Genomic DNA, 9,333 nt, shown 5'->3' with positions numbered 1-9,333 from the left:
ATATCACGGTCAAGAATATCACCATGGTGATAACGCTTATACCAACCTGGTGGTAAGCCACCACCATGCCCTACTTTTTTGTATAAACCGGGTGGTAAATCACGGTAGCTGTAACGGTCGTATCTATCGTAACGATCATGTCTGTCATGATGGTGATGTTTGTGGTGTTTTTTATGCTTCTTATGCTTTTTACGTTCGTGCTTATGTTCGTATCTATCATGGTCACGATCATGTTTCGCGTTTGCTTCCATAGGTATCAAACTCAAACCTAAAACGGCAACTGAGATAGTAAGTAATTTATTCATAATAGAGACCCTCAACGTTTGCTCTTGGTAAAAAGCCTAACGTTTTAGCCTGAATCATAGATGAAGGGTTACAATTTAAAAACGCAACTGCTTACATATCAACACATTAAAAAGCCAATCTTTACATTTCTTTAAACTACTTTGGCACTATTTACGAAAAACCGAGTCTGAGTTACAGTTCCGTTTGGGCGTCTGTCGTTATATTTGCAACATAAACAAACGCTTCCTCACTACATAATAAGGATAATTTATGAATCTACTAAAATGGTGTTTGGTCATTAGCATTACTGCACTAACGGGCTGTAGTGCCATGATGAGCCAATATGGCAATCAAAAAACGCAATCAAGTTCATTGGTTGAGTATCTTTACCCAGACCAGCAAGACAGAGCGGCCCATCAAGCAACGATCCCAACTTTGAACTTACCTGCCACTGTAGGGATTGCCTTTATTCCTAACAAGTACAATGATGGCTTACACCACGGTGACGAAGTGGCACTGCTGAACAAAGTTAAAAAGCAGTTTATGCAATATGACTATATTGACCGCATTGAAGTGATCCCAAGCACATATTTAAAAGGCGGCGAAGGGTTTACCACATTAGAACAAGTATCACGATTATATGATGTGGATATTATGGCGCTTGTTTCTTACGACCAAGTGTCGCAAAGCCTAGAAAATAACGCCGCTTTTTTATATCTAACGATTGTTGGTTTATATGTGATTCCGGGCAATGAAAACTCAGTACAAACCTTTGTAGATACCGCCGTATTTGATGTAAAAAGTCGAAAAATGCTGTTTCGCGCTCCAGGTATACATAAAGCAGAGCAACGCAGCACAGCGATTGGCATCGATGAAGTCGCTAAAGAGCAATCGCTGGCAAGCTTTAATGGCGCTGTTGATGACATGATCACGAATCTCGATGCGGAATTGGCGCAATTTAAAACCCGCGTTAAAGAAGAAAAAGTAGCTAATGTCACGCACAGAAATGGTACTGGCGGCAGTAGCTTATTTTGGTTAGTTGCAGTACTGGCAGGTTTTGCCGTACATCGCCGTAGCGCATAACAGACAAAGTTATTAATCGCGAAAGCTTTTACCCATCCTAAAAAGCAGTTACCCTTTGGTTTTTGTTGTACCTAACCAAAGGGTTTTCATGAAGTTGTCGATACTCTCAGTGCTTGTGAGCACCTCATTATTTAACCATCAAGCTTTCGCTAATAATGAGCTAGAACACATTACAACAACCGCCTCGCGCAGCGAAGTGTTGGCAGATCCACTCCCTGTTGTGGTCAGCAGTATTTCACAAAAGCAACTAGCCCTAATCGCTCCTACCCATATTGAACAAGCCCTTAAGCAAGTGGCCGGTGCTAATCTTCAACACGGTAACGGCCAAGAGTATTTACCCGCTCTACGTTCGCCTGTACTTTCTGGTGCTGGTGCCTGCGGTGGCTTACTTACCGCTGAAGATGGTATTCCACTTCGCGCAGCTGGTTTTTGCAACATCAATGAATTATTCGAAGCCCACACAGAAATGGCTGAACGTATCGAAGTACTGAAAGGCCCGGGCTCTGCCCTTTATGGTTCAAATGCAGTGCATGGTGTAGTCAACGTGATCACGCCAGATACGACCTATGACCACAACCAACTTGGTTTTGATTACGGCTCGTTTGGCTACACCCGCTACAAACTTGGTACGGGGCGTGACTTTGGCCAACAAGGTTTAGGCATTAATGCCACGATCACCCGAGATACAGGCTATCGCGATGACGAAAGTGTTGATCAAGAAAAGCTCTCGCTTCGTCACCGTTTTGATGGCGAAAAACTAAGTGTAAATACAGGCCTGACTTACACCCATTTAGATCAACAAACGGCTGGCTACATCGAGGGCTTTGAAAGCTATAAGGATGAGCAAATAGCTCAGTCTAATTATGATCCTGATGCATTTCGTAAAGCCCGATCTTTGCGTGTTTGGTCCAAGCTAAATTGGACACAAGATGAGGCTAACAGCTTTACCCTAACGCCTTATATCCGCGATCAAAACATGACCTTCTTTAAGCACTTTTTACCGGGTACTCCCCTTGAAGAAAATGCTCAGCAAGGTGTTGGCCTTCAATCAAGCTGGCAGCATAAGCTAACAGGTTCTAGCCTGTTAACTGTTGGTTTTGATGGTGAGCTTACAGATGCTGACTTCTTACAATATCAAGACAGTCCCACTCAAGGCTCAGCATTTTTAGTCGCCACCGTGCCTCAAGGCAAACATTATGATTATCAAGTAACAAGCACCCTATTAGCACCGTTTGTGAACCTTGATTGGCAACTTGATGAGTTACTTATCAGCCTTGGTGGCCGATACGAGCGTATGCGATATGACTACAACAACCATATGTTGGCTGGTCGTACAAAAGAAGATGGTACTCCATGCGCAATGGGTGGATGTCGCTATTCTCGACCTGAAAGCGGTGTAAATCGCTTTACCAACTTTTCGCCTAAGCTTGGTTTAAGCTATCAATATGCTGAAAACCAGTTTATCTACGCCAATGCTTCAGAAGGTTATCGAGCACCGCAAGCGGCAGAGCTTTATCAGTTACAACGCGAACAAAATGTCGCAGATCTGAAATCTGAAACAGCTAAAAACCTAGAGCTTGGTTTAAAAGGTCAACAAGCACAGCTGCATTATGTAGTTAGCTTTTATGCAATGAATAAAAAGAACGTAATTTTCCGCGACAGTGATTTTTATTATGTCAATGATGGCCAAACCCAGCATCGTGGTGTTGAGCTTGAGTTAGCTTATGCCATAACGCCTAGCTTATCGATGCAGTTAGCCGCGAGTCACGCCAAGCATACATACAGTTATGACCAATTACTCAGCGGGATTAATATCAATGGTAATCTCATTGATACTGCACCACGTAACATCGCTAACTTACAGCTACTTTGGCAAGCAAACGACATGACACGTGTTGGTCTTGAGCTACATGCCACCAGCAGCTACTTTACTGACCCTGAAAACCAACATAGCTACGAAGGTCACTCATTAGTAAACTTAAGAGCGGCTTGGCAGCTAACAGATAACCTTACGGTCACTGCGCGAATAAACAATTTAACCGACAAGCGTTACGCAGAGCGTGCTGACTACACTACATTTAGTGGCGATCGCTACTTTCCGGGTAGACCGCGCAACGCCATGTTATCAGCAAGTTATCAGTTTTAAGTAACCGCATTTTTTAGTGAGCTATCTCATAGTTCACCCACGCTGTTTAGTGTTTTGGTATGATAAATGTACCTATTGCTATTACTCCTAAACAGCGTGACATCTTCTCAAAATCTAATTCGTAACCTTCTTTTAGTGCTCGGCATTTTTCTTATTGCAGCCAGTTTACGTGCCCCTATCACTGGTATTGCACCGGTGCTTGAACAGATCATTGAACAGTTTCAGTTAAATGCATCGCAAGCCGGCATGTTGACGACTTTACCTTTAATCGCGTTTGCCATTGCCTCACCTATGGCGGCAAGTCTTGCTAAAAAGTGTGGCCTTGAAATATCACTGTTTATTGCCCTTGTACTCATAGGTATAGGGGTTGTCTCTCGGGTTATTGATTCTGCCACCGTGCTTTTTATTGGTACCGCAGTAATTGGTGTCGGTATCGCGATTGGTAATGTGTTATTACCAAGCCTAATAAAGCGTGACTTTCCACACAAAGTGGCAGTAATGACGTCGAGTTATGTTTTGGCGATGGGCATATTTGGTGGCAGCTATTCAGCACTCATCATTCCGCTCGCTGAATACAAAGAACTTGGCTGGCAATTGGCGCTTGCCAGTTATGCTTTACTGGTTGTGCTGGCTATTATGGTGTGGTTACCACAACTTAAGCAACATACCATGCCAAAACAGGCATATGTGTCAAACAATACACAAAACAAAATTTGGCACTCTGCACTGGCTTGGCAAATCACCTTATTGCTCGGCTTTAACTCCTTTTTCACTTATATCATGCTTGGTTGGCTACCCAGTATTTTAATAGAAGGTGGCCATAGTGCGCAGCACGCGGGCGCTTTGCAAGGCGCCTTTCAAGTAGCCTCTGCGCTACCAGGTATTGTGCTTATTCCACTACTTGCCAAATTAAAAGATCAACGCATCTTAACGCTAAGCTTGGCATTACTTGGCGCGCTTTGTTCTGTTGGATTATTAGTTGCACCTAGTTTTGCGATGCTTTGGTCAGTCACCTTAGGTTTTTGCTCAGGTGCCTGTTTTATCTTAGGCTTATCATTTGTAAGCCTACGTACTCATGACTCAATGCAAGCCGCTGCGTTATCGGGTATGGCGCAATGTATCGGGTATTTATTGGCTGCCACAGGCCCTATTATTGCGGGCGCCTTACATAGTTATTTCAACAACTGGGCGGGAGCACTTTGGCTGTGTATGGCATCAAGCCTATTGTGTGCTTTATTTGGTTACTTAAGTGGTCGAAATATCACCATCGGCCAACAATAAATATGAAACCGCAGCTATTTAGGTGCGGTTTCAAAGGCGCTCATATTACTCAGGTTATCGAGCCAAGGTTTATGTGAGCGATACCAAATATGCGCTTTAGGGATGAGCTCATCAGCTTGCTCTACGGCGCCAATACGTAAGCCATAAATACGTTCACCTGCACCGACAGAAGTCGCGTACAAAGCTGTACCACAATTACCACAAAACCCTTGCGCACGTTGGTTGCCACTTTCAGCTATTTTTATATATTCTTTTGGCTTAGCACCTGTAAAGGTAACTCCATCTGGCACAGACACCACAACCGTACGAAAAGGCGCACCTGAGATAATTTGGCAATCAGTGCAGTGACAGTTTATCACTTTATTTTCATCAACGTTTGCATGGTAAGTTACCTCACCACAATGACAACGACCGGTAACCTTCATATTAAACTCCTTGTTGAGATGACAGCTCTTTTACAGGGTAATGATTAGCGTGTTTCAAGCTTTGTAAATCATTAAAACGTACCCCATGATGAGCCATAATAGGATGTATTTTTTTGCTGATCAATTGTCTGATATAAAAGGGTTGATTCGGCACAAAATGATGAATTGTGTGGGTGCGGCCAAAATCAAAACAGAATAGCTGAAACGGTAAAAACCAACGGCTGGTGATCACATGCGTTTGCTCAAGCAAATTATTTACACCGCCATAATAATGCATTGAAGATGTCACTAAGTTAAGAGAACTCGAACGAATAATATTAGGCACGATAAGTACCACCATTAAAAACTCTGCCATCGCCAATAACTCAGCTCCCCACGGCGGCAATGTAAATGGCTGTACGAACTGCACTGCATAATAAGCAATTACCCCGTAAAGAATCGCAAAATACGCAGTAGCAATCGGAAAGCCCGCATTAAATACACGGAAGAACTTAAAACCACTAATTTCTTTTTTAAATCGCTTGGTATTGATTAACAAGCCTAGCAAGCCATCAGTAATGACCAAAGCTCTCAACAAGGGCGACTTAATACCATTGCCTACTAAACGCTCTTCTAAATCTTGTGAGGTGCCGGATACTTTATGGTGATATAAATGAATCTTTCTGCGATACCAAGGGTTCACCGTATTAGGCCGCATAAGCCACACGGTTAACATCATAAAGTTATGTATAAAAGGACGATTACTAAAATACTGCTTATGGATAAGGTCATGCTCAAGCTCATGCGATATTGAGGTAATAAAGGCAGCCAGAATGATGCAAAGCCACGAGGGAATAACCGCTAAGTAATAAAGTGTTGCAACACCGAATAGTGAACACAACGACACCAGCAGAATTACCATCGCAATTTTATTTTGTTGGTTAAGTATAGGGTAACGCGCTCTTAACGACTGCTCTTCGGCCTTAATGGCTGTAACAATCGCCTTGATGTTTTGCTTTGCGGTTAATTTTGACATAGTAAGCTTTTGCTAACTGCTTAATACCAAAATCATACCGTAAATATCTACTGCTCTCGAGAAAATTGCGTTAAAAATGGTATTACATCATTTGCTGGTAATGGCTTAGAAAAGTAATAGCCTTGGATATAATCGCAGCCTGCTTCGGTAAGCACCGCCAATTGCTCGCGCTCTTCAACCCCTTCAGCAACGACCTTAATACCCAATACTCGACTCATTTGGATAATCGATTTAACCAGTGCTTCGTCACCTAAATCAACATGAACTTCATCTATGAAAGACTTATCAAGCTTGAGTACATCAACAGGGAAACGGCGTAAATAACTAAGAGATGAATAACCGGTACCAAAATCATCCAATGAAATTAAGCAACCCGCCTCTTTTAATTGAGTAAGCACATCGAGATGGTTAGTATTTTCAGGAGCTAAAACACTTTCAGTTAATTCAAAAGAGATTTGTGACGGCTTAACCCCTTGATTGTTGATAATTTCAAGCCATGCATTACGCTCAGGATTAAACTCAGTAAACTCAAATAAAGACCGATTTACGTTAAAAACAACATCGTTATAACCTTGCAGCTCTAACGCTTTTATTTGCTGACAAGTTTTAACCAACACCAGCTCACCAAGTGGAATAATCACTCGAGACTCTTCTGCTAACGGAATAAACTCCGCAGGTGATACCCATTGCCCTTGATTATTCCAACGCACTAAACTTTCGAATTTAGCAACCGTGTTATTTTCTATATCGATAATAGGTTGAAAATAAACTTCAATTTCGTCGTTTTTCACTGCCAAAGTTAGCTGATCTATAAGCAAGTTTTGTGTTTTTATTTTGTTATCCATTTCAGTGCAGAAAAATAAATACTCCGTACCAGCTTGCTTTGCATTGAGAGTTGCAAGCTCAGCTTGTCTTATCAAGCGGCGTGCTATTTTTTCGATTTTATGTTCAGAGGATGAAATATAACGTTGCTCAAAACAGCTGATCCCAAGAGTTACATATACTTGCTGGCTAATACCACCAATTGAAAAAGGCTCAACCAACAATGCTGTAATTTGCTTACAAACATGTTCTAGCTCACTAATATGTTGATAGGTTTGTAAAATAGCAAAGCTATCACCATCTATTCGTGAAAAGGCTGATTCTTTAAAACAGCTTTCAAGTCGCTCAGCTAGTTTACATAAAACTTTGTCACCAAATGTTAGGCCATATACCGTATTAATATTCTGAAATTTATCAACATCAAAATAAATTACTGCCAAGTTTGTATCTACTTCATCTTGATATGCAAGAGACGAAATTAAAGTACACAAGTACTCTTTAAAGTAAAAACGATTAGTTAACCCTGTAAGTTGGTCGTGGTTAGCGTGAAAATAAATTTTTCGCTCAGCTTCTTTTTTCTCGGTAATATCTAAAATAAACGCCACATAGCAATCCTCAGCATTATTTTGCATTTTGGTTATTGATAAAAATTGCGTATATAACTTACCTTGCTTAGTTTTATTGGTAATTTCACCAGACCATTTGCCCTCAGTATTAATCTGGTGCCACATAGCTTTATAAAAATGTGGATCATACTGGTTTGAACTTAAAATTTTAGGGTTTTCCCCTAAGACTTCGTCCAGCGAATAGCCCGTCATTTTAGTGAAGGCAGTATTTGCATAGGTAATTTCTACATTGTGGTCGCAGATAAAAATAGCTTCGTGGCTTTGTTCTATTAACTGATTAGAAAAATCTAGCTTAGCAATGAAACGGTCTTTTTCAATTTCACGCTGGATTAAACCTGTAAATAACGAAAAGAAAGATTCGATTGATAACGCATCACTTATTTCATGCTGAAAAAGCGCTACCAGAATGGTATTTGTCTTGCCAGAAATGCTTTGTAATGGCACACCCACATAAGCTTCAATATCCATATCAACAAGCAATTGATCATTAGGGAATAGCTGCTGAACACCTGAGTTGTAACTTGAAACACTGCCACAGCTGACATCATTGCATGGTGTACAGCGAATATCGTAGCTGATGTTTTCAACTATTTCGTCATGCGCAACTAAAGCAATGGTTGTCGCATATAAAGTTGACTCATCGACTTGAGCCAAAAAAACATGCGAAGCACCCAGCACTTCTGATAAAGATAGGCATATTGCATTATAAAAGTTCTCACTTTTAAGATTTGAAATACTTTCAACAATACGCTTTAAATCGTATGTACCCATGTTATGCCACCCAACCGTTTTTTCCGCTAAGAGTCTGACTTAACCTGAACTAAAGACGGTAAATTCTATTATATTAAGCACTTAAACACCATGGTACTCTAGTCGAAAGCGGTTAACTTTCAAACAAATAAGCATACATTTTTCATGGTTATTTCAAAAGTAAGCATAGTTTGAAGTTTACAGGTTATAAATAGAACAAAAGTTATTTTAATCTGGGGTGAATTAGTACTTAGATTTGAGTTATAGGTGTTAGGCTCTGGGTGCTAGGCAAAATACCCCCTTGGGGCTGAGGGTGGTTTCAAAACCCAACAACCGCACCGCTCGGCTAAAAACTGACAGCTGATGGCTGGTAGCTTTTTCAGACATAAAAAAACCCTAACCATTTGGCTAGGGTTCAAAAGTGGTACCAGTAGGCGGACTTTTACTTGCTTCAGTGCCATGCCTCGCGTGGCGCTCAAGTCCGCTAACTACTTTTTTCAGGCATAAAAAAACCCTAACCAATTGGCTAGGGTTCAAAAGTGGTACCAGTAGGCGGACTTGAACCGCCACGCCCGAAGGCAACGGATTTTGAATCCGTCATGTCTACCAATTCCATCATACTGGCTTCATTTTTCTTTAACCTTCTAAACACGAGAAGATAAAGAAAAACCACTTTAGAGCGAAAGCTTTTTTTACTGCTTTTGTCTCTATGCCAAGCATTATACAAAGAATGGGTAAGGCAGCAAGCGTTTTGTGCGGCGTCACTGATCAACCGCACAATAATTAAACAAGTTGTTAACTTTAGAGTTTGTCAGTGCCCACTACCCTACTAGTTTTATAGGTATTGAAATTTTAAAGCTTGGATGATTAAAGGTATGGTGGGTTTTGCTTTAATAAATA

Annotated in this window: 6 protein-coding genes, 1 tRNA gene and 1 pseudogene; 3 read left to right on the top strand and 5 right to left on the bottom strand. The window is 41.1% G+C overall.

The window, feature by feature from the left end:
* A pseudogene (locus CWC02_RS02820) lies at positions 1 to 305 on the bottom strand (hypothetical protein); the annotation flags it as partial.
* A gap of 250 nt (positions 306 to 555) precedes the next feature.
* Here CWC02_RS02820 and rhlP point away from each other — a divergent pair.
* The 3 genes from rhlP (at position 556) to CWC02_RS02805 (ending at position 4,795) form a co-directional block, all read left to right on the top strand.
* A complete protein-coding gene (gene rhlP, locus CWC02_RS02815) occupies positions 556 to 1,368 on the top strand; it encodes a rhombotarget lipoprotein (protein WP_138616296.1) in 813 nt (270 codons plus the stop codon).
* 88 nt (positions 1,369 to 1,456) lie between these two features.
* Positions 1,457 to 3,514 carry a TonB-dependent receptor gene (locus CWC02_RS02810; protein ID WP_138616294.1) on the top strand — a complete coding sequence of 686 codons (2,058 nt, stop codon included), beginning with the start codon at positions 1,457 to 1,459 and terminating at the stop codon, positions 3,512 to 3,514.
* Positions 3,515 to 3,580: 66 nt separating this feature from the next.
* The gene (locus tag CWC02_RS02805) at positions 3,581 to 4,795 is read left to right on the top strand and encodes an MFS transporter (protein WP_054552624.1); all 1,215 of its coding nucleotides are present in this window, start codon (positions 3,581 to 3,583) and stop codon (positions 4,793 to 4,795) included.
* A gap of 14 nt (positions 4,796 to 4,809) precedes the next feature.
* Here CWC02_RS02805 and CWC02_RS02800 read toward each other — a convergent pair whose 3' ends face one another.
* From CWC02_RS02800 to CWC02_RS02785, 4 genes are all read right to left on the bottom strand, one after another.
* Positions 4,810 to 5,220 (bottom strand): GFA family protein, encoded by a 411-nt coding sequence (locus CWC02_RS02800; protein WP_054552625.1) that lies wholly within the window; start codon positions 5,218 to 5,220, stop codon positions 4,810 to 4,812.
* Between the two features lies 1 nt (position 5,221).
* On the bottom strand, positions 5,222 to 6,235 hold the full coding sequence (locus CWC02_RS02795) for a fatty acid desaturase (protein WP_138616292.1): 1,014 nt from the start codon (positions 6,233 to 6,235) through the stop codon (positions 5,222 to 5,224).
* A 47-nt stretch (positions 6,236 to 6,282) separates the two neighbouring features.
* Positions 6,283 to 8,454 carry a putative bifunctional diguanylate cyclase/phosphodiesterase gene (locus CWC02_RS02790; RefSeq protein ID WP_054552627.1) on the bottom strand — a complete coding sequence of 724 codons (2,172 nt, stop codon included), beginning with the start codon at positions 8,452 to 8,454 and terminating at the stop codon, positions 6,283 to 6,285.
* Positions 8,455 to 8,973: 519 nt separating this feature from the next.
* Positions 8,974 to 9,058 (bottom strand) — tRNA-Leu (locus CWC02_RS02785).
* Positions 9,059 to 9,333 lie beyond the last annotated feature (275 nt).

The organism is Pseudoalteromonas sp. S2721, assembly GCF_005887425.1.
Classification (GTDB): Bacteria; Pseudomonadota; Gammaproteobacteria; order Enterobacterales; family Alteromonadaceae; genus Pseudoalteromonas; species Pseudoalteromonas simplex.
This window is presented reverse-complemented; position numbering and strand designations above follow the sequence as displayed.